Annotated in this window: 13 protein-coding genes; 4 read left to right on the forward strand and 9 right to left on the reverse strand. The window is 73.5% G+C overall.

Features of this window, described 5'->3' with window-relative positions:
* From WD794_17410 to WD794_17440, 7 genes are all read right to left on the reverse strand, one after another.
* Window positions 1–328: Clp protease N-terminal domain-containing protein (locus WD794_17410; protein MEX2292091.1), on the reverse strand; the 328-nt coding region annotated here is incomplete at its 3' end.
* A 238-nt stretch (window positions 329–566) separates the two neighbouring features.
* Window positions 567–929: an Lsr2 family protein gene (locus tag WD794_17415; GenBank protein MEX2292092.1), complete on the reverse strand. Its 363-nt coding sequence runs from the start codon at window positions 927–929 to the stop codon at window positions 567–569.
* A 150-nt stretch (window positions 930–1,079) separates the two neighbouring features.
* Complete coding sequence (gene lysS / locus WD794_17420) at window positions 1,080–2,579, reverse strand: lysine--tRNA ligase (GenBank protein MEX2292093.1); 1,500 nt, start codon at window positions 2,577–2,579, stop codon at window positions 1,080–1,082.
* A gap of 115 nt (window positions 2,580–2,694) precedes the next feature.
* Entirely contained in the window at window positions 2,695–4,749 is a 2,055-nt protein-coding gene (locus tag WD794_17425; GenBank protein MEX2292094.1) for a DEAD/DEAH box helicase, read from the reverse strand.
* 23 nt (window positions 4,750–4,772) lie between these two features.
* Entirely contained in the window at window positions 4,773–6,098 is a 1,326-nt protein-coding gene (gene brxD / locus WD794_17430; protein MEX2292095.1) for a BREX system ATP-binding protein BrxD, read from the reverse strand.
* The gene (gene pglZ, locus WD794_17435) at window positions 6,098–8,740 is read right to left on the reverse strand and encodes a BREX-2 system phosphatase PglZ (protein MEX2292096.1); all 2,643 of its coding nucleotides are present in this window, start codon (window positions 8,738–8,740) and stop codon (window positions 6,098–6,100) included. The genes brxD and pglZ overlap by 1 nt, the downstream gene beginning before the upstream one ends.
* Window positions 8,737–12,405 (reverse strand): phage resistance protein, encoded by a 3,669-nt coding sequence (locus WD794_17440; GenBank protein ID MEX2292097.1) that lies wholly within the window; start codon window positions 12,403–12,405, stop codon window positions 8,737–8,739. Before WD794_17440 ends, pglZ begins: the two co-directional genes overlap by 4 nt.
* Window positions 12,406–12,510: 105 nt before the next feature.
* On the opposite strand from WD794_17440, the gene WD794_17445 reads away from it, so the two are divergent.
* Window positions 12,511–12,729, forward strand: a complete 219-nt coding sequence (locus WD794_17445; GenBank protein ID MEX2292098.1) for a Fic/DOC family N-terminal domain-containing protein — start codon at window positions 12,511–12,513, stop codon at window positions 12,727–12,729.
* The gene (locus WD794_17450) at window positions 12,711–13,079 is read left to right on the forward strand and encodes a hypothetical protein (GenBank protein ID MEX2292099.1); all 369 of its coding nucleotides are present in this window, start codon (window positions 12,711–12,713) and stop codon (window positions 13,077–13,079) included. Before WD794_17445 ends, WD794_17450 begins: the two co-directional genes overlap by 19 nt.
* A gap of 236 nt (window positions 13,080–13,315) precedes the next feature.
* On the opposite strand, the gene pglX is transcribed toward WD794_17450, so the two are convergent.
* On the reverse strand, window positions 13,316–16,849 hold the full coding sequence (gene pglX / locus WD794_17455) for a BREX-2 system adenine-specific DNA-methyltransferase PglX (GenBank protein ID MEX2292100.1): 3,534 nt from the start codon (window positions 16,847–16,849) through the stop codon (window positions 13,316–13,318).
* A 181-nt stretch (window positions 16,850–17,030) separates the two neighbouring features.
* On the opposite strand from pglX, the gene WD794_17460 reads away from it, so the two are divergent.
* The gene (locus tag WD794_17460) at window positions 17,031–19,739 is read left to right on the forward strand and encodes an N-6 DNA methylase (GenBank protein MEX2292101.1); all 2,709 of its coding nucleotides are present in this window, start codon (window positions 17,031–17,033) and stop codon (window positions 19,737–19,739) included.
* 159 nt (window positions 19,740–19,898) lie between these two features.
* Window positions 19,899–20,273, forward strand: a complete 375-nt coding sequence (locus WD794_17465) for a hypothetical protein (protein ID MEX2292102.1) — start codon at window positions 19,899–19,901, stop codon at window positions 20,271–20,273.
* Window positions 20,274–20,284: 11 nt separating this feature from the next.
* On the opposite strand, the gene pglW is transcribed toward WD794_17465, so the two are convergent.
* The gene (gene pglW, locus WD794_17470; GenBank protein ID MEX2292103.1) at window positions 20,285–24,460 is read right to left on the reverse strand and encodes a BREX system serine/threonine kinase PglW; all 4,176 of its coding nucleotides are present in this window, start codon (window positions 24,458–24,460) and stop codon (window positions 20,285–20,287) included.
* Window positions 24,461–24,469: the final 9 nt, after the last annotated feature.

Below are 24,469 nucleotides of genomic sequence, written 5' to 3' on the forward strand. Positions count from 1 at the left end.
GCAGGATGTGCTCGGTGCCGATGTAGTTGTGGCCGAGCTGCAGCGCCTCGCGCAGCGACAGCTCCAGCACCTTCTTGGCACGCGGAGTGAAGGGGATGTGACCGCTCGGCGCCTGCTGCCCCTGGCCGATGATCTCCTCGACCTGGTTGCGGACGCCCTCCAGCGAGATGCCGAGGGACTCCAGCGCCTTCGCGGCGACGCCCTCGCCCTCGTGGATCAGGCCGAGCAGGATGTGCTCGGTCCCGATGTAGTTGTGGTTGAGCATCCGGGCCTCTTCCTGGGCCAGGACGACCACCCGACGGGCTCGGTCGGTGAAACGCTCGAACATGGCTCGCTCCTCACGGGGCGGGGACGACGACGCCTCGTCCTCCGCACACTAGCCCCGGTGGCTCGGGGCCGTACCTATCGTTCTCCTCTGCCGCGCTCCCGGTTCAACCGCTGTACCCCGGTGCCCGTTCCCCTGCCGCGTACGCCGCCAGCGAAACACCGACCCGTGGTGACAGTCCGGCAACGGCGAGGAGCCCGCCCGCGGCGGCGGGACGGGCTCTACCTGGCGTGGCAGCGGGCTAGTGCGCCGCGTCGTAGGCCGCGATCAGTGCCGAGGACAGCCGGCCGCGCTCGCTGACCTGGTGCCCGTTCTGCCGGGCCCACTCACGGATGGCCTGCACCCGCTCCCGGTCGCTGCCGGAGGCGGCGGGGCGGGACGAGCCGCGCGAGGACCGCCGGGCTCCGGAGCCGACGGCGGACCGGCCGGCGCGACGGGCGGAGCCGACATAGCGGGCGAAGGCGTCCCGCATCTCGCCGGCGTGCTCCGCGCAGGCGTCGAGCTCATACGACGAGCCGTCGAGGCCGAAGGCCAGTGTCTCCACGCCCTCGACCTCGTCCTCGTGCAGATCACACACGAGCAGGACCTGGACCTTCTGCGCCATTGCTTCTCTTCTCTCCCGGAATGGGCTGCCAGGAAAGCAGTAAACGACGCCCGAGGCAAACGCTTGAATGCCCTTAGGGTCACTTCTGTCCGCAGAAGCGGAAAACAGAGCGGAAAGCGGACCGCGGAGGTCGCGGCCGACGGCGAGACGTCAGAGCAGCGGTCGCACCAGCGGGAACAGGATCGTCTCCCGGATGGGGGCGCCGGTGAGCAGCATGACCAGCCGGTCGATCCCCATGCCCTGCCCACCCGTCGGCGGCATGCCGTGCTCCAGGGCGCGCAGGAAGTCCTCGTCCAGCTGCATCGCCTCCGGGTCGCCGCCGGCGGCCTTGCTGCTCTGCTCGGTCAACCGGCGGCGCTGCTCGACCGGGTCGACCAGCTCGGAGTAGCCGGTGGCCAGCTCGGTGCCGGCGACGACGAGGTCCCAGGCCTCCGCCAGCCGTGGGTCGTCACGGTGGTCACGGGCCAGCGGGCGGGCACTGACGGGGTAGTCACGCACGAAGGTCGGCTGCAGCAGGGTGTGCTCGACCAGCTTCTCGTACAGCTCGAGCACCACCTCGCCGGCGTCCCAGCCGTCCTGCAGCGCCACGTCGTGCTCGGCGGCCAGCGCCGTGACGTCCTCCAGGCTGGTGCCGGCGTCCACCGTCTCACCCACCGCCTCGGACACCAGCTCGTGCAGCGTGGCCCTGCGCCAGGGCTGCTCCAGGTCGATCTCGCCCCCCGCGCCGTCCGGCACCGTCGTGCGCCCGATGCGGCGGGCCGCCTCGAGCACCATCTCGCGGGTGAGGTCGGCGACGGTGTCGTAGTCGCCGTACGCCTGGTAGAACTCGAGCATCGTGAACTCGGGCGAGTGCGTGCTGTCCACGCCCTCGTTGCGGAAGATGCGGCCGATCTCGAAGACCCGGTCGACGCCGCCCACGACCAGTCGCTTGAGGTAGAGTTCGAGCGCGATGCGCAGCGTCATGTCGAGGTCGAGCGCGTTGAGGTGGGTCGCGAACGGCCGTGCCGCCGCACCCCCGTGCACCGTCTGCAGCACCGGCGTCTCGACCTCGACGAAGCCGGCGTCGTGCAGCACGTCACGCACCGCCCGGACCACCGTCGCCCGGTCGTGCACCATGCACCGGCTGTCGGGGTTGACCACGAGATCGAGGTAGCGCTGCCGGATCCGCAGCTCCGGGTCGGTCAGCCCGTGGTGCTTGTCCGGCAGCGGGCGCAGCGCCTTGCTCGTGAGCAGCCAGCCGCTGGCCAGGACGCTGAGCTCTCCCCGCCGGCTGCTGATCACCTCGCCCGTCACGCCGACGTGGTCGCCGAGGTCGACGTCGGCCTTCCACGCCGCGAGTCGCTGCTCGCCGACCCCGTCGAGGCTCACCATCACCTGCAGCTGCGCGTCGCCCTCCTGCACGGTCGCGAAGCAGAGCTTGCCGCCGGTCCGGGACAGCACGACCCGACCGGTGACGCTCACGACGTCGCCGCTGGCGGTGTCGGTCTCCAGGCCGCTGTAGCGCTCCCGTACGTCGGCGAGAGAGGCGGTACGCGGGGCGCCCAGCGGGTAGGGCGGACTCCCGCCCGCGAGCAGCCGGTCGTACTTCTCGCGGCGGACGCGGACCTGTTCGGGCAGGTCGTCGACGGGGGGCTGCGGCGCGGCGGACACGACACCAGCCTAGTTTCCGCGGCGTGGGCAACCAGAACTCACATCGGTCCTGCTCGACCTCGGCCACGACGCCGTCGCGCGTGGTCAGCGGTTGCGCTGGTGGCGCTGGTAGCGCTCACTGCGCCGCCAGGACGAGGCGCCGTCGCGTGAGTGTTCGCACGGCGGGCGCGTCGACCGAGCGGCTGGCGACGACCCGGCGCGCCAGCGCGTCCGGAAGGAGGTCGGCGAACTTCAGCCCCTCCAGCGCTGCGGCGGACGGCTCGGGCAGGATGTCGTGGTCGCCGCGCAGGGCGTCGAGGACAGCCGGCGCCGAAGCGTCGGGGAACAGCCGAACGTAGCGGTTGTCGAGTCGGTCGGCCGCCGGCGCGAGACCTCGTCGCTGCAGCAGCTCCGCGGCCAGCGCGTTGCCGCGCGCACCGATCCAGGTCCACAGCCGCACCTCCTCGCCCGACCGGGTCAGGACCGTCCCGCCCGGGTCGACGAGCCCGCCCTGCTCCGCCCGCACCGCGGCGAGCTGCGCCGCGGCCCGCCTCGTGAGGGCCGCCTCCCCGAGATCCGCGCCGAGCAGTACCCGACGGATGGCGTTGGTCAGGTCGTACGACTGCGGAGTAGGCGTTCCGGCCCAGCGGACCTGACCCGGGGCGTCGCTGGGCTCGACCCACACCCGGTGCCGCGGCCAGTCGACGTGCGTGACCCGCCAGTCGCGGCCGGCGAGTACGAGCACCCGCGGGCCGGTGACCTTGCGCGTCATGACGAGCGGGTCGACGGTGCCGATCTCACTGCGGCCGTGCAGGACGGTGAAGACCGGATCGGCGGTGAACACCGACAGCAGCTCCAGGAAGTGCTTGCGGCCGTAGCGCCGCTCTCCCTCCGGGCCGACGAAGAGCAGCCCGCCGTCGGCGTCGAGCGACGCTGTCGCGAGCAGGTGGTCGAGGACGACCGCCCGGTCGGCGACCGGCACCCCGCCGGTCGGTGCGGCGAGCACGTCCTCCCGGGTAACGGAGCCCCTCTCCAGCGCCAGCGCCAGCGCCTGTTGCGCCACCAGGTGCAGCGGTGACGGCGGCGGCACGACGTCCTCGACGAAGCCGTCGGCGTACAACCGGAGGAGGCCGGCGGCGCGCAGCAGCTCCTCGTCGTCGCGGCACAGGAAGAGCGTGTTGCGCGATGAGCCCGGACGACGGCCCGTACGCCCGAGTCGCTGCAGGAAGGAGGCGACGGTGCGCGGCGCGCCGATCTGGACGACCCGGTCCAGGTCGCCGACGTCGATGCCGAGCTCAAGGGTGGAGGTCGCGACGATGACGCAGTCGCGTGCCTCGGCGAACGCCTGCTCGGAGCGGTGCCGCTCGTCGCGGGACAGCGAGGAGTGCGACACGAACGTCTGGGTTCCGCGGGCCTGCAGCCTGGTGGCGAGTTCCTCGCAGGTGCGCCGGGAGTCTGCGAAGACCAGGCGCTTCTCGCCGCGGTGCAGCGCCGACAGAACCGTCGCCGCACCGTCGAGCGAGCCGACGGCGTCGAGCTCGAGGTCAGCCGTGACCGCCCCCTCGGACGGGGGTGCGACGACGGTGGAGTCCCGGTCGGTCGCCGCGCCCTGCAGCCACCGCAGCAGCTCGTGCGGGTTGCCGACGGTCGCGGACAGCCCGATGCGCTGCAGCGGTCGGCCGGTCACCGCAGCAACCCGGTCGAGCACGGCGAGCAGGTGCCACCCGCGGTCGTCCCCGGCGAAGGCATGCACCTCGTCGACGACGACGGCCCGCACCTGGCCGAGCAGCCGGCGCTCGTCGACGGACGCCGAGACCAGCACCGCTTCCAACGACTCGGGCGTGGTGAGCAGCAGGTCCGGTGGCTGCTCGACCATGCGGCGTCGCGCGCCTGCGGCCACGTCGCCGTGCCACAGCTCGGCCGAGCGTCCGAGCCAGCCGGCGTACGACGCGAGCCGGGGTTGCAGGTTGTTGAGCAGCGCGCGCAACGGGCAGACGTACAGCACCGACGTGCCGCGCCAGTCCTCGACCAGCATCCGCGACAGCAGCGGGAAGACCGCCGCCTCGGTCTTGCCGCCCGCGGTCGGGGCGAGCAGCAGCGCGTCGGACCCGGCGAGCAGTGGACGCACCGCTTCGGTCTGCAGCGGGCGCAGCGACGCCCAGCCCAGGTCGTTGACGACGTGGTGCAGCACCGCGGGGTGCAGCAGATCGGCGCTCAGAGCTCGAGCTCCACGTCGTCGGCGCGGCTCGCGGGCAGCCGGGCCGCTGCGCGCTCGGCCGGTGACAGCTCGTCGGCCGACAGGCTCGGTGTCCAGACCTTCGGGTCGAAGTCGTCGAAGAGGTCGACCCGGTCGAGGACCTCACCGACCAGCTTCTTGAGGAAGATGCGGGGGGCGACGCCGACCGAGCCGCCGAGCTGCCCGGTGACCTCGGCGGCGAGCGCTGCGATATAGGCGTCGTCGACGCGGTCCCGGAGGCGGTCGGCGGCGTCCGACCCGGCGGCGTACAGGTCGCGCACCGTGACCCCGAGCCGCTGCAGGGCCTGCGCGTCGAAGCTGGGCAGCCGGACCTGCGCGGCCCGCGGGTTGTCGAAGCGCGGCTCGAGGGTGAAGTCGGTCGCGAGGCGCTGAGTCAGGGGCGGCAGCCGGCGGACGCCCGAGGGTCCGTCGAAGAAGGCGGGCGTGCCGGTGATGAGGAGGTACAGGCCGGGGAAGCGTCCGGTGTCGACCTCGTCGAGCAGCTGGCGCAGGGCGTTGAGCGCCTTGTCGCGCACGTCACCCCGCACGCGCTGGAGCGTCTCGACCTCGTCGAGGACGAGCAGCAGCCCGGGGTGGCCGGAGTCGCGCAACACGACGAGCAGTCCCTGCAGGAAGCCCAGGGCGCCGAAGTGGTCGAGGTCGCCCCGCACGCCGGCGGCCCGCTTGGCGGCGGCGGCGACGTGCGGCTGCCCGCCGAGCCAGGCCGCGACGGCCTCGGCGCCGGCGAGGTCGCCCTCGCTGCTGAGCCGGCGGAAGCCGCGCAGGGCAGCGGCGAACAGCGGCGTGCGTGCGGAGACGGCGGCGAGCCGGCGTTCGAGCAGCGCGTCGGCGGCGGCGACGGCGCGCGGATCGGACGGGCCGGACAGCGACGGGTCGGCAGCGAGGGCGTCCTGCTCGACGGTGTAAAGCCAGCCGTCGAGCACCTCGCGGAACGCCGACGGCGGGAAGCTGCTGGTGCGCAGGCTCTCGGTCGTGCGCCGGTAGACGGTCTCCAGGCGGTGCAGCGGCGTTTCCGTCTCGGAGATCTGCACCTCGGCTGCCGCGAACCCTCGCCGCAGAGCCCGCTCGGTGAGCCAGCGGGTGAAGAACGTCTTGCCGGCCCCGTACTCGCCGCGCACCGCCTTGAAGACGCCGCCCCCGGACGCGGCGGTGTCCAGCTCGACCTCGGTGGCGGCCTCGAACCTGCCCAGACCGACAGCCAGCAGGTCGAGGCCGTTGGCGGGCACGGTGCCGCGGCGCAGCGCGTCGAGGACCTCCCGACGTCGTCGCGGCGAGACCTCCACTAGGCGCCGAACTCGAACTGCTCGCGCAGCAGCGCGACATCGAGCACGTATGCCGCGCCGCCCGCGTCGAGCGACAGGACGGGGTAGCCCTCGACGTTCAGCAGCCGCTGCACGGAGGACACCGCCCCGCGTACGCGCGCGGGCGGCTCGCCCAGCGCCTGCGCGACCGCGGGGACGGTGAGCCGGGAGTCGGGAACGTCGAGCAGCGCGAGCAGCAGGCGGTGCACTGCGTCGTCGGTGACCGGCACCCGCGCCGCGGCGGCCCGGGCGGCTCGGTAGGTCGCGGAGTCGAGCACGCGCGTGGCCATCGAGGCGGCCGCGGACGGCTCGGGGACGGGGTGGTCGAACAGCGTGGGGACGGCCGCCGGTTCGGGAACGACCTGCGGTGCGGCAGCGTCGCTGACCGGCCCCCACCACCACGCGGGTTCCTGGGGCGGCGCGGCGCGCAGCGGCGTGGCTGCCGGGACGACCCCCGGGACGAGGACGACGACCGGGACGACGACCTCGGCGGGGCTCCCACCCCCGTGGTAGCCGGCCTTGAGCGGGCCGTAGCGCAGCGCCTCGTCGACGGCGAGCACCGCGCGGCCGCCGTGGGCGAGCACCCGCGGTCCGTCGACGAGCACCTCGTCGTCCCGGGCCTCGCCCTCGGCCGGTCGGGACCGGCCGCTGGACATGCCGGCCGCGGGCCGCAACGTCCCCTGCCGCCGCTCGACGACGTGGCCGTGGTCCGAGGTGAGGACCACCGTGCGCCCGACGGCGCGGGCGCGCTCGAGCAGCGGGCGCAGGTGCTTGACCGCGTCGGCGTCCCACACCGTGCCGGCAGGGTTCGAGCGGTCCAGGGCGTCGTCGACCGAGTTGAGGACGGCGGTGACCAGGGGCCGTCCGGTGACGTCGTCGAGCGCAGCCGCGACGTCCGGGGCGAGAGTCGCGCCGAGCGCGCCCTGCTCGAGCGGCTTCTTGTGGAACAGCTCGCCTTTCAGCCCCGCCGCCCGGAGCAGCTCCGCGTAGCCGGCCCGCTCGGCGTCCTGCGCCCCGCTGCGCAATCCGCCGGTGAGCAGTGACGTGCGGCTGTGGGTGGTCAGTGTCGGCAGCACCGCGAGGGCGGCGGCGCGGCCCGGGGAGGCCTCTGCGAGCGCCTCCACCCAGTCCTGGGCGGTGGCGCCGGCGACGTCGCCGACGATCTCGGCAGCCACGGCGCAGCTCATGCCGTCCAGGACGAGCAGCAGGACCGGGGTGCGTCGGGCCAGCGGCAGCACCACGTCGGGCAGGAGGCGCTCCAGCCCGGGGACGGGCGGCTCGGCCTGCGCTCCCTCCCGGGCGAGGGCGACCGCGAAGGCCCGGTCGTGTGCGGCACGACGGGTCTGGGCGAGGGTGCACACCCGCCCGAGCGAGTCGGCGAGACCGGCCTCGCCGACGCCGCCCGCGGCGTCGTTGATCGCCACGTCGACGTAGGCGTCGGTCTCGAGGTGACGACGTACGCTCTCGGCCAGCGACGGCAGCTCCGGGTCGGGCAGGGCGAGCCAGCGCTGCAGGCGTACGGCCGCCTCGAAGACGGGCACGCGCCGGTCGCCGTCGGCGAGCCGGTGGGAACGAACGGCGCCCCAGGCGGCCTCGACGCCCACGGGCGAGGCGCCGCGCAGATCCTCCGCGAGCTGCTCCAGGCGGTCGGTGAGGCCGGCGCGGAGCAAGCCGGAGCGGGCGGCCAGCGACTGGGCCTGCACGGCCGCGAGGAGCTCGTCGCCGCGGGCGAGGGCGGTGCGGGCGCCTCCGTCGGCGAGCAGGCCGAGCGTCACGGTCGTCGCCTCGCGCTCCCACGCCACGGCCACGGACGCGGGCACGGGTCCACCGGTGCGCGGCTCCAGACGGATCAGGGCGTCACGGGCGACGGAGCTGTCAACGGCGTGGGCGCTCAGCAGTCCGAGCACCAGGCCGAGGGGGACCGCGTCGCCGAGCGCCCCCGCGGCGAACAGCGTGCGTAGGGCCGGGGCGATCGGGCCGGCCCGCTCGGCGAGCCAGTCGAGCAGGACGCCGACGAGGGCGTCGCCGGCGGCGGCCCGGAGCGCCGCGAGGCGACTCGGGACCTGGGGGTCGCAGCTCCACAGGAGCACGGTGACGGCGTCGACCTCGTCGTCCGGTGGGAGGCCGAGATGGGTGCGTGCGACGGCGCGCAGGGCGTGCGCGCGGGTGAGCGTCCCGGCCGGTGCGGGGGGCCAGCCGGCGGCCGGTGTGACGGCGAGCAGGCCGTGCGCGAGGTCGCGGTGACCGGCGACGGTCGTCAGCGCAGGGTCCAGCGTGCGGGCGGCGAAGCGGCTCCGAACCGCGTCCCACGGGTCGGCGCGGCGCACGCGGCAGTCGGTGAAGTGCGCGAGCAGGCTGGCGCCGAGGTCCTCGTCGGGCCGATCGGTCAGCACGACGAGCCAGTCGGCGTTCCCGCGCCGGCGCAGGGCGGAGCGGACGGCGAGCGACGAGGCGCAGGCCACGACCTGCACGGTCTGGTCGCCGTGCCGCAGGGTGTCCGGGCCGTCCCACTGGGGGTGGGCGCGTACGGCGATGACGCCTCGGCGGTACGCCTGGTTGCGGGCGTCGTCGACGAGCGAGCGCAGCACGTGCACGCTGACGCCCGCGGCGGCGTCCGTGGTCACGGCGTTCCGCCGGACCGCGTCCAGGTGATGTCGTACGCCGCATCCGGGTGCGCGGCGAGCTCGGCCTGCAGCGCCTCGAGCACCACGGCGGCGCTCTGGCCCGCTGCGCGGCGGAGGCGTCCGGTGGCAGACCCGGGCGGCGGCGGCGGCGGTGGGGTCGGTGACGTGCGGCCGTTCAGCCAGGCGAACAGCCCGTCCTCGGCGACGCCCAGAGCGCCCGGCAGGGACTGCACGAGCTCGTCGACGGCGAGCGCCGCGCGGAGCGGGTCCAGGACGGCCCTCGCTGTGAGGTCCTCCGACTCGCTGTCCAGCAGCGGCCGGTAGCGGTCCAGGCGCGCACCACGCAGGGCGCTCAGCACGGCCGGCGCGGCGCTGATCGAGCGGGCCACGGCCGCCTCGGTCGCAGGCAACGAGGTGGTGGCGACCAGCCGAACGAGGGCCACCCGGTCGCCGGTGGTGCCGAGCGCCTGCAGCAGGTCGGCGGCGGCGCGGGCGGTGGCGAGCCGGGCGGGGAACCCGGCCACGCCGAGACGGGTCGCCATGTCCTGCACAGCGCCCGGCAGCTCGGCGGGCGCGGGACCGGCCGACTGCACGGCGACACGGAGCAGCTCGCAGAAGCGTCCGAGCGAGCCGGCGGTCAGGTGTGGCGGCGCGACGATGCCGAACAGCGTCTGGGCGCGGGCCGTCGCGGTGCGGAACTCCTCGGCGGTCGGCAGCGGCTCGGGGCGCAGCTCGACCGCGTCGGCCAGCGCCCCGGGCTTGGGCTGCACGGGACCGCCGTGCAGGTAACAGGCCCGCTGCCGCAGGGCGGCCCAGGCGAGCACGACGACGTCCTCGACCTCGGGGCGCAGGCCGAGGGCCGGCGTGACGGCGCGGATCCAGCCGCGCACGGCGGTCACCGACACGGGCGAGGACGGGTCAACGCCCTCCCGCGCCTGGGCCTTCTCGAACTCCGCAGCCCAAGGCGTGAGCTGGTCGTCGCCGAACAGGAAGTGCGTCTCGCCGGAGCGGCCGACACCCAGCGGGCCGGCGAGCCGGCGCACCGCAGCCCGGTCGGCGGTCTCGACGAGCACGCGCGCCTCCGGATCGCCGAGCGCCAGGTCGACGTAGCGCAAGAGGGTCACGAGCTCCTTGGCGGTCACCTCGCTGGCGACCGGCTCGAAGCGCGGGTGTCCCGGGGCGGAGCTCGCGAAGGCCCGGTCGACGATGTCGGCGAAGGCCGAGCGGAGGTCGGCGCCCACGGGCTTGGCGGCGTCGAAGGACCGATCGAGGCTGACGAACACCCGGTCGTGGGCGGGGTCGTCGACGAGGGTGCCCGGGGTGACGGCGGCCGCGCCGTACGCCTGCTGCACGACGGCGCGCAGGCGCTCGCGCAGGGCGCCGCGCTGAGACTCGAGGATCGCCCGGGCAGCGACGCGGTCGCCTTCGGACAGGTGCTGGGCGGCGGCCGTCCAGCGGTCACCGGCGCCGCCGAGGACCCACTCGAGCTTGACGAGCCGGCTGAGCTCCTGCATCCGGTCGGGTGCGAGGAAGCGCGGCAGCCACACGACCGTCGACGTGCTCAGACCGCCGTCGCGCAGGTCGTCGACGCGGCGCAGGTCCTCGCTCGCCGAGTGGCCGCTGTCGTCGAAGGGGTGGTCGACGACGAAGCGCCAGGTGCCGGGCCGGGCCCGGAAGTGGTCCTCGGTCAGCCATGCTCCGTCGCGCACGTTGCCGAAGACGAGGTCGACCTCGCGGCGGGAGCCGCGCCAGACGACGGTGTGCGCGATCGCGCCGTACATGTCGGGTGTCCGGTCGGCCACGCCGAACGCGTCGCGGACGAGCTCGCGCAGCAGCTCACGCCGGCGACCGTCGTTGTCCTCGCCGCGCACCTTGTCGACGACGGACTCGTAGTCGACGTCGGCGAGGCGCACCCGGATGACGGGGTTGCGGGGGTCGTCGCCGACGGAGATCTCCGGGACCGAGCCGGCCCACTCACGGACGGTGCCCAGCACGAGCGCGGCCTCCCGCCCGGCGATCGGCGCCGTGATGGTGCCGTGGTTGAGCGAGGCCAGCCGACTGGCGGTGAGCTCCTTGAGCGCGGGCACCTCGGGGGCGATACCGGACAGCAGCAGCGTCTTGGCCAGTCGCGCGTCGGTGAGGTAGCCGGGCGGCGGCTCAGTGCCGGGCGCCAGCCCGTGCTTGCGGGCGACGAGCGGCTCCAGCTTGTTGGTCCACAGCCCGGTCGCCGCTCGGAACCGGCTGGTCACGACCTCGTCGAGCGCCTGCTTGCCCTGCACCACATAGTCGAAGGCGTCACCGACGGGGATGACGTCGTCGACGGTGAGCTGGTCACGCCGGTCGACGAGCATCTGCTGCATGACCTTGAGCGCGGTGCGCTCGCGCTGCATGTAGCCGGCGAGCGAGCGCAGCGTCGACACCAGCGCGGGGCTGAAGGGGTACGTCAGCCGGAACGCGGCCTCGTCGGCCCCGCGGTGCTGCTCGTTGGTGTGCACGCCGTCGAGCAGGACGTCCCAGACGTCGGGGCGGCGCTCGAGACCGGCGAAGGCGTCCGCGAGCCGGGCGGCGGCGGCTTCGGTGCGTGGGCGCAGCAGCCGCTGGTGCGCGACGTACGGCAGGTTGTCGTCGCCGAGCACGATCGTGGTGAAGCGGCCCTCCTGGTGGCGGAAGGCGCGGTCGAGGGCCTCCTGCTCGGCGCCGCTCGCGCCGGCGTCGGCGAACCAGCGGCTGAGGTCGAGCTGGCGGGCGATGAACGAGATGAGCGGGATGCTGCGGGGCACGGCCGACTCGACGAGCTTGGTGAGCTTGGGCGCCTCCTTGCGGAAGAACTCGCGGTCCTGCACCCCGAAGGCCAGCCACAGCACCAGCTCGTCCAGAAACATGACGACGGCGTCGTAGCCGAGGCTCTGGGCGTGGGCGGTGATCGCCGCGAGACCCCGGTCGAGGTCGAGGTAGCCCGCCTGGTCGGTGTAGCTGGTGAAGAAGCGGTCGACGAGCACGGACACGAGCTGCTGGCGCGCGGCGGTGCCGGGCTCGGCGGCACGCGCCTCGTCGTAGCGCAGGACGTCCCACGAGCCGGCACCGAGCACCTTCGACCACGGGTCGCTCGACGCGCCGGCATTGAGCTCGGCGAAGAAGCGCTCGTCGCCGAGCACCTGGCGCTGGCGCTCGCCGTCGGCGAGCAGCCGCTGGTCCTCGTGCACCGACGGCAGGGGCGCCTCGGGGTGCAGCGTGCGGATGGTGCGTACGTAGCCGCCGAGCAGCGCCTCCTCCATGGAGGGCGCGCCGAGCAGGTGGTAGGCCAGCGGCAACACCTTCTTGCCCTGCAAACCCGGGTCGTGCGCGGCGACGACGCCCTGCAGCTCGGTGAGCGCCCGGGCGTCGGGCTGGCCGCGCAGCAGCGCGTGGAGCACGGCCATGAAGTGGCTCTTGCCGGAGCCGAAGGAACCGGACAGGAACGCCCCGCGGCTGGTGCGGTCGCGCAGCGCACCGGAGACGAGGTCGAGCGCACGGTCGAAGGAGTCGACGAGGGCCGGCGTGACAACGTAGTCGTCCAGTGTGCGGCGGATGTTGCTGTCGTCGATGCCCTCGGTGAGCCGCAGGACGTAGTCCTCGGCCCCGGTGCGCTCGGGGATGTCGATGACGTCGCGCAGCAGGTCACTCATGCCGGTTCCTGTCCCACCCGTCCCACTCTGTCAGAGAGGAGCGACCGAGAAGGCTGCTCCGGGCAGCGATCACAGCCCTCTTGCTTTCCTTTTGCTTCCCCCACGGTGAAGCAACCTTGTCTGGAACGCTTCCTGCTGCGCTCGGAGGCGATCGCCTCGTCCCGTATCGAAGGCCTCCAGGTCTCGCCGCAACAGGTCGGACTGGCCGAGGTGGCCGACGAGGAGAAGCTGACAGCGGAGAACGTCAACCGCACGGCTCGTCGTGTGTCGGCCAAAATCACCGCGCTGCGCCACGCCACGCCACCGTGGGCCGGCGGGGCCTGACCCGACAGGCGGTGCTGCCGATCAGCCCGGTCCTACTGACCCGGTCCGACGAGTACGTGGCGGCGCTGACCACCTACCGCTACTCCGGGGCGCCTGGCAGCGAGGCGGGCGTAGCGGGCGTGTCCGGGTGGCTGCGCGTGTTCCTGCAGGCGGTCGGGATCGCGGTGCACCAGGCACGAGCCTTCGCGACGAGCCTGGACGAGCTGCGAAGCCTCTGGGAGGAGTCCATCGCCACCCACCGGCGCGCTGTGAGCCTGCGAGAGATCCCGCGCGCAGACTCGGCGACATCTCGGGTCCTCGAGACGCTGCAGGAGCACCCGGTCCTGACGGCCGCGTCATGCGCCTCCTGAACGTCAGCCGGCCTGCGGCGGGCGCGGCGCTGGACTAGCTGGCATCGGCCGGCGTGCTCTCGACCCGGCGGCTCGACCGGCGTACCCGCGCCTACCTGGCGATAGACGTCTTCGAGCTCATCACGTTCGCCGAGCGACAGCTCGCCAGCACCCGCTGGGACACCCGCGCGTCGTCGCCTGAGCGGCCGGTGCCGTATGCGCCGCCGCCCGCGGCGGACGGAGACGAGCGGAGGCGATCAGGTTCTGGGCGTGCGGCCGCGGGTCGGTGCAGCCGGGCGCCAGGCGCGGAGCTGATCGTCGGTGCGGCTGACCTGGGCGCGGCGGGCGGCGAGCTCCTCTCGCAGGAACGCCGCGACGTCGTAGCCGAGCGCCGGGTCCAGGCCGCCGTGCCACTGGTCGACCCACGGCTGCCGCTCCACCAGCCCGGCGACCAGGGGGACGAGCCGCTCGTCGTCCCACCCCTCGCCCTCCCGCTCGCCGATCACGGTGTGCAGCGCAAGGCCCTGCTGCGCGTCGTCCCAGCCGGCCCAGCCGAGCAGCGGCGTCGGGTCGGTGTCACGGCCGGCGTCCGGGTAGAGCACGAACCGCTCCTTGGGCACGTCGAGCTTGCCGCGGTGCAACCAGTACGACGTCTTGCGGAAGTCGGCGGAGGTGTACTTCGGCGGCACCGGGATGACGCCGACCTGCTCACCGGCGTCCTCACGCCGCTGCAGCGCCCAGCTCTCCTTCCACGCCTCGCGCTTGCGCAGCCCGCTGTCCTTGTAGCGGTGCGCAGCGAGGTACGGCACCACCTCGTCGGCCAGCAGCTCGAGGAGCGCCGCAGCGACCGAAGTGTCCGGCCGGCCCTCCCACAGCGCCAGCACCGAGGCCAGGTCGGCGTCACGGGCGACCTCGTCGGCGAGCTGCGCGACCGACCGCGGGCTCGGGCGTCCCTGCCGGTCGAACCAAAAGCGCCGGTCCTCCAGCCGGTCTAGCAGCCAGCCGCGCAGCGCCTGCTCCGACTGCCTGTCCCACGGCACGCTCGCCCACCGGCGCTTGTGCTCCGGCTTCTCCAGCAGCCGCAGCCCCGGGTCGCTCGCGATCAGGTCGAGCCGCCGCTGCACGAGGTCGCGGTACGCCGGCGGCCAGTGCGCAGGCAGCTCCGTGATCGGCGTGCTGCCGTGCCGGGCGAACCAGGCCGTCTGCTCCTCACCCGCCGCGACCTTGCGGGCGAGGACGATCTCGAACGCCCGCTCGCCCAGCGCCAGCGGCGGCAGGTCGTCGCCCGGATAGGTTAGGTCCTCGTCGACGAGGCCGTAGAGGCGGTACACCTCCCAGTCGAGCTCCTCCTGCTGCGCGACCATCTCGGCACGGAGGCGGTCGTAGGAGTCGCGGGCGTCGGCGAGGGTGGCTGTGGTCGGGACGCTGGTGGCGCAGACGGACGCGGGGGTGGTCGCGGAGAGGCGCTGGGCGAGGGCGTCGAGGGCGATGCCACGCTTTCGCGGAAGCGTCGCCGGCAGCGGGAAGTCCTGCAGCGTCGTGCCGGTGAATTCATAACGTGGTTCCCATGCTTCATCGCCGATGCCCCCGCCGATGCCGCCATTGCCCTTGTTCTGACTGTTCTGCTTGAGCCAGAAGCAGGCAGCCGAGGAGTTGAGCACGCCGAGCAAGGCCAGGTGCTCGTCCTCGGACGCCACCTCGGGGAGACGGATGACTGGCGCCCAGCGATTGAGGACGCTTTCCCCTCGGGCGAGTGAGAAGTGGTTGTGGGTAGAAAGGCCCGAGAATACGAGGAGCTGTGATGCCTCGAGTCGCGGCCAGTTCGGCAGGATGTACTCGAACCAAGCTTTCCCCGCGTCCTCACGAGTCCGTCCGAAGGCCAGACCAGTCCGAAGGCGGGAACGGAAGGGCCAGAACGACTGGCTCGTAGCCAGCGCCTGCAGTGGGCGGCCATGCTCGTATGGGAAGGCCGCAGAACCTGCGCTACGAAGTTCGTAATCGCGGACACCGTCACCCTCGACGAAGCGCCGCAGCGGGACCGCATCTCGACGCCAGGCTGCAGGGGGTGCACCACCAGCTATGAAGACCGCGTCGTCACCGGTCACCGCCATGAATCCAATCGACGCGGTCAGCCCGCCCAGCCTTTGGCGGCCTTCAACGTCTATGGCCGCAAGGAGGGACGACGCACCGCCGCCGGAGAGACTCCACGGGTGCTGTGCCAAGGCAGCAAGCGGCAACTCCGTCACCGAGAGCCATCCGTCGCTCCACCCAGGCTGGTCGACATGCTCGACGATGCTGCGCCACACGAGCCCGTTGGCGGGGTCGTCCGGCCGGCCGGGCTCGCCTCGGACCCCGAGCACCGCCCGAACGGTGTCGCCTACGGGTGCGGACGGTCGGCCGACCACGATTACCGTCGGCGTGCCGTGCCCGGGGATGTAGGTGCCAGAAGTGTCCGCGACCAGCCGCAGGTCCTGCCGGACGAGGAACTCCTCGATCAGCTTGGACCCGAACTCCCGCTTCATGAAGCTGTTGCTGGTGATCTGCCCGACCCAACCGGGCGTCTCTCCCCGCCGTGCGAGCCCGAAGAAGCGCTCCATGAACGGCACGCTCAGCGCGTACTTGCCCTTGCAGGTCGCGTACCGCTGGCGGTAGGCCGCGTTGAGCGTCGCGTCCTTGACCGTGATGTAGGGCGGATTGCCGACCACGCAGTCGTACCGGCCACTCTGCAGGATCTCCCGCAGCTGCACGAGATCCTCTGTCGCGTAGACGAAATCGGACAGCCCGGCGTCCGCGTCGTACGCCGCGCCGAAGTCGAGCGACGTCTGCCCGCCCTCGTGCAGCAGCGAGTCGCCGACGGCCAGGTGCAGCCGGAACGCCGGTGCGTCCTCCAGGGACGTCAGCGCGCACTCGCGCAGCGCCGCGACGGTCAACCGGAAGCGCGCGATCGCGACCGCGAACGGGTTGAGGTCGACGCCGTGCACCGCGTCCAGTGCGGTCTGCACCCGCGCCTGCACCTCGAGCGCCGGCGCCTCCTTGTGCCAGCGGTCGAGCAGCCGGGCGAACGCCCCGAGCAGGAAGTGGCCCGACCCGCAGGTCGGGTCGATCATCCGGAAGCCCTCCAGCGGCCGCTCGCGCAGCGCGGGCTCCAGCGTCCGGTCGAGGATGAACTCCTCGACGAACTCGGGCGTCTGCAGCAGCGCGTAGGTCGCCTTCGCGTGCTCGGACAGGTCCTGGTAGAGGTCGCCCAGGAAGCGGGTGTCCCACGACGGGTCGGCCAGGTCGTGCACCAGCCGGCCGTCGTCACCGCGCGCCTGCCAGAACGCCAGCAGGGCGGAGGCCGCATCGCCGGACGGCGCGACCAGGTGCAGCGCGGCGTGCTCGTCCACCAGCGCCCGGGTGCTCGGCAGCGACGCCAGGTGGGCGACCGCCTGCTGCAGCCACTCGCGGTCGGTGTCCTCCGGGTGAGTCCGGAAGTAGGCGAGTCGGGCGTCCAGCGCCTCCTGCCGGCGCGACTCCGGACCCGCCAGGAAGACGGGGGCGAGGAGCCCGTTGTCCTCGGCGAAGCGCACGAACACCGTCGTCAGCACCCAGCCGACCGCCGCCTGCGTCACCCGGTCGTCGCGCCAGGTCTGCCAGGCCGCGCTCGTTCGCCCGCGCTCCAGCGCCCGCGCATGCTCGACGACCCACCGGCCGCGCACTTCCTCATGGCCCTCGACCCGCTCCCGCAGGTCGTCCTGCAGCCGCAGCACCAGTTCTCGCAGCGCACCGGTCAGCGCTGGCATGGCACTCATGTGACCTCCGGGTCCGTCTGTCAGCAGGAAGAGCGTGCGCAGCCTGGGGACGACGGCCGCTCCCTGTCGGTGCACCTTCGTACCGTGCGCCTGCCAAGGACGGGGCTGTCTCGCTGTTACGGTCCCTCCAGCTCGCCGCACACGCGGCGGGCTGGATGTGCTGGATCCGGGGGTGCCGACGATGACGAGTCAGCAGGCGCTCGATCATGCGCTGCTGTCGGCGGACTCGTTCGAAGGCTTGTTCACCTTGGCGACCACTCTGGGGTGGCCGGACAGTGCCCTGCAGCCCGTGGGCCGGCGGACGGACAGGTCCTTGCTGCTCGTCCACCTCGCGGGCACCCCGGCCATCTTGCTGACCGCAACGGAGGCGGAGGAATCACCCGAGGACCAGCTGCAGACAGCGAGTCTCGGCTACAGCTCCGAGGCTCCCCTTGCCCTCGCGGTCACACTGTCGACCATGACACTGCACCGTCCGGTGCAGTGGGCGGAGACACCCGGTGATTCCCCCGTGGCAACGGCCAAGCGCGTCGCGGCTGCCTCTGCCCGGAGCCTGCTGACTCTGCTCTCGCCAGCCGCTGTCTCCACCGGGACGGCCGTCAGCGGACGTAAAGGACTGCATCCTCCGCTGCACACGCACCTCGCTCGAGCGCTGGCGTCTCTGCGCGCCGCCGTTCTACAGGAGGCACTGCTCGCAGGGGGCGACCCGGTCTCCGACCTCGGCCTGTTGGGCCTGTTCCACAAGCTGCTCTTCGTCCGCGTCTCCGAGGACCGTCATGACGCGCCCGACAACGCAGCGCGCGTCTCCGAGCTCCTGGCAGATCGTGACCCGCGAGCGGGTCTGACACTGCTGCTCCAGGCCTACGAGCGCCATTACGACAGCGAGCTCTTCGAGTCCCCCTCACCACGTCCGCAGGACCTGCCAGCCACTCCCGTCCGTGAGCTCCTGACATCCATGGTCGAGCCGTGGGAGCGGCTCCGGCTCGACTTCTCGCTCACGCGCAGCGACCTGTCCGGACGCCTGTACGAGTCCTACCTCGGCCTGCGACCTGGAAAGGCGGCGCAGACCGAGACCCTTTTCGACGGCGTGGACCTGTCCGATCAGCGGGCGCGAACGAGTGCGTACTACACGCCCGCGCCCCTGGCGCGCCGCGTCGTTGAGGAGGCCTTGCGTCCCTGGCTGGAGCAGCGCCGGCCGCAGCAGCCACAGGACGTCGGGGTCCTCGACCCCGCCTGCGGCAGCGGCGCCTTCCTGCTCGCCGCATTTCGGGAGCTGCGCGACTACTTCGAGCGGCTCCACGGACGCAGCCTCAGCGCAGACGAGCGGCGTCAGCTCTTGACGACCAGCATCCACGGCGCGGACATCGACATGGCCGCGCTGATGCTGGCACGGGTGCATCTGCTCGAGGAGGCCGACCTCGGCAGCGTCCGGCTACCGGACCTGTCAGTGAACCTCCTCTGGGGCGACAGCCTGGCGTCTCCGCCGTGGGCGCCCGCGACCGTCTCCACCCAGGGCGACGCCAGCGCCCTCCCCCTGGACTGGCGGTCCTGGCTGGCCGCGTCGGGTGGCGTCGACGTCGTCCTGATGAACCCGCCGTTCGGCGCGCAACGCGGCTACGGCCAGCGAGCGGACGCCGCGCAGCGCGCCACGCTGCGCGAGCTCTACCCGCGCACGCGCCAGTGGGGAACGGATCTGGCCGCCCGCTTCATCGAGCTCGTGCCCGGTCTGCTGCGACCCGGCGGCGCAGCCGGTTTCGTCCTGCCGAGGACGCTGCTGCACGGTCCGAGCGGCAGCGGAGCACGTGAGCTGCTCCTCGAGCTCGGCGTGCAGCGACTCCTGGACCTGCGAGGTGCGCCTGTCTTCCCGTCAGCCGCTGCCCAGGTGTGCGTGGTCGCCACGATGCAAGGGCTCGACAGCCCTGAGGTCCAGTGCGAGTTCGTCCTTGACTCCCGAGGCCCGACGCTGCAGTTGCTCGACCAGTCGCTGCCCGACACGCGACAGCTCACCGCAGCGGTCACCCCCTCGCGAGCCGAGCTCCGCTCCAACGACAGCTGGGCACCCTTCGCGCTCCGCTGGCGTACGGAACTGAGCCAGGACGTGCGCGCCGCACTCGCGCCCTTGGGCGACACCGACGTACGCGTCGTTCAGGGGACACAGACGGGAGCCAACGACCGCTTCCTGTTGTCGCCGGACCGGTTGGCTGAACTCGCTGAGCTCACCGATCCGGAGCGTCTGCACGCGCAGGCACCGCTGCTGCTGCGCGGCCGGGAGATCCGGCCTTACCGCGCGGTGGCATCGGGCGACCGGCTGCTTCTGCCGACGCCCGTACGCAGCCTGGACCGGGCGGAACTCGACCTGGTCGTGGAGGTGTGCGGCGGCTATCCGAAGAACGTGCAGCCGGGGGCGCTCGACGTGTTGCTCGGCCCCAAGGTGCTGCTCGCCGGCTTCCGCCGAGAGCCCGCGGCCGTCGCCGACCTCGCCGGCGACTACATCATCGTCAAGGGTGCCGGTGGCGGAGTTGCGTTCGGCGCTCCGTCCATGCCCGCACGAGCACGTGCGCAGTGGCTGCTCGGCGTGGAGGTCCTCCTCAACAGTGCGCTCTACCAGTGGTGGCTGCGCGGCACCGGGGCCCCGCGCCACGACGAGACCATCGAGCTGAGCATTGAGCAGCTACGCACCATGCCGTGGCCGCAGCTCGCTCCGACCGACTGGTCGACGCTCGCACGTGCGGGGACAGCCGTACGACGAGCACTGACGCTGGAGTCGCCGCGCGGTCGCACCGAGGCGTACTGGGCAGCTCGCGCCGAGGCCGACGCGCTCGTCGACGCGGTGCTGGACGTGCAGCCACGGCTGTCCGAGCTCGTGCGCGACGAGCTGCTGCGCGAGGGGTAGCGAGTGGCGAAGAGCGCGGCGCAACGCGCGGCGGAAGCGGTGGCCCGTCAGCTCCGGGAACTCCTTCGAGCGCGGTTGCTCTTCGCGCATGTCGACGTCCGTCGCTCTCCCGTCGGCGGTCGAGACCACTGGGAGGCCGTCCTCGTCCCTCGCCTGCCTTTGGACATCCCGCTGCACGGCAGCTGGACGATCTCAGCCAGCTGGACCTTCACGAACGTCGTCGACGCCGATGAGGCCTACCTGGTCCTGAGCAGCATGGGCCTCAACGTCACCGAGATCGTGGACCCGGTCCTGTCGGCATACTCAGGTCGCGAGGAGCTGAACGTCGTCCGCTACGACTTCGACATCCGGCCTCCACGTCGAGGAGCACACGTGCAGGTGCACCAGCCGACGCCGTTGGCCAGTCGCGTGCACTGGGAGCTGCCAGACGGTCGGGCGCCTGAGGATCAGGAGTGGCCGCTCGAGCTCCTGCTCGAGTGGCTGCTGTCGCCAGACCTCCACGCTGATCTGGCCGCCCGCGGCTGGCCGGCCTGACAGCTCGTGGGTCAGGTCGGGACGTCGTCGGTCACGGCGACCAGCCAGTCGGAGTCGAGCCGCAGCAGCTGCCCCGGAGCGGCCAGCGGAACGGGGCGCCCGTCGACGACCGCACCCAGGTCGGCGCCGAGCTGCGGCAGCAGCGCCCACACCGCGGAGGGCCGCCGGGCCGCGAGGTCGGTCCAGGTCGACAGCATCCCGAGGGCGCCGTAGCGGGCGAGCGCCCCCAGCTCGGTCAGCACCACCGGAGCACCCGTGGCGGCAGACTCGGCGAGCGCGGCCTCCACCGCGGCGCGCACCTCGGGCAGCGCGTCAGCGACCAGCTTGGCCAGGCCTTGTGCCGCGGTCGTCCCCGGAGCCGCGGCGTCCGCGGCGACGACCTGCTCCCAGGCGATCGGGAAGGATGCGGCCGTGCGCTCCACCGCGTCGAGCAGCACGCCGGTCACGTCGACGGTGCGGGCCTCGAAGCGCTGCGCCAGCGCGCGCTGCGCCCGGTCGAGGTCGCGGGCGCCGACGGCCAGCGCCAGGAAGCTGCGCGTACGCAGGCTCTCCTCGAGCCGCACCCCCAGCTCGCCGGTCGCCAGCAGTCGCGCCGCCTCGGGCGACAGGTGTCGCGTCGGCACCCGAGACCGGAAACCCGTCGTGTCGGTCGGGAGCGCCCGCGCACGGTAGGCCGTGCGCGCCTCGTCGTAGACCAGGGCGAGCCCTGCCTCCTCCAGCAGCACGTCGAGCTGCGGGCGGCCGGGCAGCGGCGGCAGGGAGGGGAAGCGCGCGCGTACACGCTCGCGCACCTCACCGGCCGCGAGCGGCTCGGCCTGGGACAGGCCGTCCAGCGCCAGGCGCAGCGCCGCCGCCGACGGCAGGTCGGCGCGGTGCACCTCGCCGCGCCCCGACAGCCGCGCCCCCACGGCGGCGGCGACGACCAGCGGCACGACCGCCGCGTCGTCCAGCGGCTGCAGGACCGGGGCGGTCAGGCCCGCAAGGTCGCCGACCCGCGAGGCGCCCAGCAGCACGTCCGGGCCGGAGGCCGCCAGCGCCTCGTCGAGCGCGGCGCCCGCCGCACCGATCGCGTCGAGCAGCGCCGGCTCCCGGCCGAACAGCACGACGTCGTCGCCGCGCCGGCGCAAGGCCAGGGCGTCCGTCGCCACGGGGTCCAGCGCCGCCGCGAGCAGGCCGCGCAGCCGGCGCCGATCAGCCTCGACCGGGGCGACCGAACCCCCGACCGCACCCGCGGCCGCGGCCAGCGCGGTCGCCGTGGCGACGACGCCGACCTCACCCAGGGCGTCGTCGACCGCGGCGCGCACCCGCTCCAGCAGCGCCGCGGCGTCGGCATCCGCGCGCCACGCCGCCCGCGCTGCAACGAGGTCAGCGGTCACGCGCACCCGCTTGCGCCCCAGCGCGGCGGCGACCCTCCCGGCGGGCGCGAAGGCATCGACGTCCGCCTCGGTGCCGTGGCCGAGCACCGCGGCCGCCGTCGCACGCTGCCCTTCGGGCACGGCACGCAGCAGCAGGTCCAGCGCCCGCTCGACCTCCGACACGCTGACGTCTTCGGCAGGGGCGGCGAAGGCCTCCCGCCACAGCCGTGCGCGCTCGCGCAGCTCCTTGCGCGTCGCCTCGGCGACACCGGCCAGACGGCTGAGGCGTACGGGGTCGATCGCGGCAAGATCACCTGCGGTGACGACCTTCAGCGGCTCGACCGCCGACAGCGCCCGTGCTGACAGGCCCGCCTCCACCAGCGGCGTTCCCGGGACGGCCGCGGCCGCGAGAGCCCCCGCATCGTCCGGGGCGCCGGTGTCGGTCGTGTCGAAGACCGCCGCCCAGGCGGCCCGCATGTCTCCGGCGGTGCCGTGGCGGGCCGCGGCGTTCCGCGCGAGCGCCGTCCGGAAGAACGGCACGAGCCGCGGCGCGAGCACCGGGTCGAACAGCCCCTCGTGGACCGTCGCCTCCTCGCGCACCATCGCCGGGTCGCTCTGCCCGTCGCCGAAGGCCGGCGGCGCACCGGTCGCCATCTCGAACAGCACGACCGCGGCGGCGTACCGCTCAGCGGCGGAGTCGTACTGCGTCCGCGCGCCGGTGCCGAGGAACGGGTCGAGGTACGGGGCCGTACCCGCCGTCAGGGCGTCGGCCCGGGCCCGCGCCAACGAGAAGTCGAACAGCACCAGGTGGGCCTGCCGGTCGCCGCGACCCTCCAGCAACCCGAGGTTGGCGGGCTTGACGTCCCGGTGGCTCAGCCCGAGGCGCTCCAGCGCCGACATGGCCTCCAGCAGCTCCCGGCCCCAGCGCTCCAGCCGGTCCAGCGACAGCCGCCCCGCCCGCGCCTGCAGCGCCTCCGCCAGCGTCGACTCGCCGGCGCTCGTCAGCACCAGCGCCCGCCGGCCCCCGACGTCGACCGGCCCGTCGAGCAGCCGGACCAGGCGCGGGTGGTCGAGAGTCGCCAGCACCGCAGCCTCGTCGTCGAGTCGCGCGGCCGCGGCGTCGTCGAGCGCGCACTTCAGGACCACCGGCTGGTCGCCGTCGCCGCCCGTGGTGTCCCGCACGAGCAGCGCCAAGGCGGTCGAGCCCTTGCCGAGCCGCCGCTGCACCTCCCAGCGACCGTCGAGCAGCCCCCCGGGCACGGCCTCGAGCGGGTCGACGATCTCGTCGGTGCCAGCCAGCTGCGCGCGCACCCCGTCGAGCAGCTCCAGGAAGGCCCGCACGTCGGCCAGCCGCTCCGACACGACCGGACGCGTCGCCTGCAGCACCAGCGCCCGCAGCGCAGACGGGACCTGCGACATGTCGGCCGCGAGGTCGAGCCCGCCCTCGGCCGTCAGCCGATCCCGCAGCGCCAGCCGGTCGGCCGCCGGGTGCCGGCCCGACACGAGGTAGTAGGTCAGGGCGCCGAGCGCGAAGACGTCGAGCCGCACCCGGTCGGCAGCCGCCCCGGTCGACTCGGGAGCCGCGTACGCCTGCGCCAGCCGCCGCGCGTCGTCCGCCCCCGCTCCGAGCACCCCCGCCAGGCGCTGCGCGGCCTCCGAGCCGGCCAGCCCCGTCACGCCCGCCACCGACGAGCCCGCCACCGACGAGCCTCCCGGCACCATCCCGGAGGACTGCCAGTCGCCGACGACCACGCGCAGCATCGTGCCGTCGACCTCCCGTACCGCCACCGCCGACGGCTGCAGACCGCGGTGCACCACCCGGTGCCGGTGGGCGTACGCCAGCGTCTCCGCCACCTGCTGCACCACGTCGAGCCGCCGCTCGGTGCTCAGCGCGTCGGCGCGATCCGACAGCCAGAGGTCCAGCCGCCGCAGCCGCTCGTCGTACGGGAAGACCAGTCCGACCCCGAGCTCGTGCTCCACCAGGTCGAGCGGCCGCAGCAGCCCCTCGGCGTGCAGCCGGCTCAGGATGCGGTACTCGTGCTCGGCGACCGCCTTCGTGATGCGCGCCTGGTCGGCGCCGGCCCCTGGTGGGGTGAGGAAGAAGCGGATGCGGCGCCGGTCGGTCGTCGCGACCCGGTGGTGGGCCGGCCAGTCCTGATAGCCGTCGCCGTCGCCCATCGGCTCGTCGTCGATGATCCACGAACCGACTTCGCGCTGGCGCCGCTGCACCAGGCCGATGCGCGACAGCAGCGCGACAACGACCTCCTCGGTGCGCACGTCCACTTGCTGACCGGGCCGGCCGCTCTCGAGCAGCCGCTCGTCGATGCCGTCCAGCCCGATGCGTGCCGTGTCGCCCCGCAACCCGAACAGATCGGCCTGGCTCGCCATCGGCAGGCCGGAACGGAAGGTCGGGTGGTGCAGGTAGACCGACTCCTGGACGTACGGCAGCGCGTCGCGGACGGCGCCGACCGGCTGGCGGGTCTCCCGCGCGTAGCGCTCGGCCTCGTCGCGCAGCCGGCTCGCCAGGCGCTGGGCCTTCCGCCGAGCCAGCTTCAGGGGCGAGTCCTCCGCCGGCCGGCCGTCGCGCTGCCAGGTCAGGTCGTTGCCGCGCAGGACGCCGCTGTAGTACTTCATCTCGACCAGGTGCAGCCGGCGGCGACCGAGCACCAGCAGGTCGACCTCCGACCAGCGGCCCGACGAGTCGCGGAACTCGACGTTCGACCAGGCCCGGAACGGCGGCGCCATCGGCAGCATCGCCTTGACCTGCGCGAGGCCCTCAGCCTCGTGGGGGAACGGCGAGGCGGTCACCTCCACCCAGCGGGACCCGTCCATCGCGGACAT

This window comes from Mycobacteriales bacterium (assembly GCA_040902655.1).
Lineage (GTDB): Bacteria > Actinomycetota > Actinomycetes > Mycobacteriales > SCTD01 > SCTD01.

Excerpts from the sequence above, each read along its gene's own strand:
- WD794_17415 (MEX2292092.1), bottom strand. The coding sequence starts at position 929 with ATGGCGCAGAAGGTCCAGGTCCTGCTCGTGTGTGATCTGCACGAGGAC.
- WD794_17440 (MEX2292097.1), bottom strand. The coding sequence starts at position 12,405 with ATGAGTGACCTGCTGCGCGACGTCATCGACATCCCCGAGCGCACCGGG.
- pglX (MEX2292100.1), bottom strand. The coding sequence starts at position 16,849 with ATGAGTGCCATGCCAGCGCTGACCGGTGCGCTGCGAGAACTGGTGCTG.
- WD794_17460 (MEX2292101.1), top strand. The coding sequence starts at position 17,031 with ATGACGAGTCAGCAGGCGCTCGATCATGCGCTGCTGTCGGCGGACTCG.
- pglW (MEX2292103.1), bottom strand. The coding sequence starts at position 24,460 with ATGGACGGGTCCCGCTGGGTGGAGGTGACCGCCTCGCCGTTCCCCCAC.